Origin of the sequence: Pseudonocardia sp. SID8383, from assembly GCF_009864975.1 — a bacterium.
GTDB classification, from domain to species: Bacteria; Actinomycetota; Actinomycetes; order Mycobacteriales; family Pseudonocardiaceae; genus Pseudonocardia; species Pseudonocardia alni.
The window spans coordinates 1-834 of record NZ_WWFY01001095.1 but is presented as its reverse complement, the minus strand read 5'-3'; the positions used below and the strand labels follow the sequence as shown (position 1 = coordinate 834).

1 pseudogene is annotated in these 834 nt (G+C 79.7%); it reads right to left on the bottom strand.

Features of this window, described 5'->3' with window-relative positions:
• A pseudogene (locus GTW08_RS26460) lies at positions 1-834 on the bottom strand (hypothetical protein); the annotation flags it as partial.

The window sequence follows — 834 nt, the reverse complement described above, 5'->3', positions numbered from 1 at the left end:
GTCCGCGGGCCAGTGCCGGGGGCGGGCCCTGGCGGCCGGGCCCACGGGTGGGCAGCGCCGGTCCGGCGCCGCGGGCCGGCATGACCGGGCGTCGCGACGGGGAGGGACGGGACCCGTTGGTGCGGGCCGGGAGCGGCCCGCCCATCGGTGTACGGCCGGACGGGCGGATCGTCGGGAGTGCCGCGGTCTCGGGTTCGGTACCGGCGGAGCCGCCGTCCCCGGATCCGGTTTCCCCGGAGCCGTTGTCCGCGGCTGCGCCGTCCACGGACGCGGTGTCCGCGGGACGGTCGCCGTCGGCGCCGGTCCCGGGGGCGTCCGTGGACGCGGCCGTGCCGGTGGTGTCGTCCTCGGCGGGGTCGGTCGCGGTGCTGCCCGCACCGGTGGCGTCGACCCCGGTGGCGTCGACGTCGGTGTCGTCGGACGGGGTGTGGCCGGACGGGGCGCTCACGTCGGTGCCGGCCGCGTCCGCGGCTCCGGTCCCGTCGTGGGCGTGACCGTCGGTCCTGCGGGCGTCGGTGCGGTCGCCCGGGGCCGGAGGGAACGGCGCGATGCCGTTCGTCCGGGCCGCGAGCGGTGTCTCCTCCGGGGCGGTCCCATCGGTGTCCCGGTCGGTGTCCCCGTCGGTGGCCCGGGAGTCCACGGAGCCGTCGGTGTCCGGGTCGGTCCCGTCCGGACCGTCCTCGGTGACGGCGTCGGCGTCGGTCTTCCCGGAGCCCTCGTCGCCGGCCGGGGTCCGCCGGTGGTCCTCGGGGCCGTCACCGATCGCCCGGTCCAGGACGACGGTGTCGTCCATGTCGCGGTCGGCGCGGGCCCGGGCCGCGGCGGCCGCCGCAG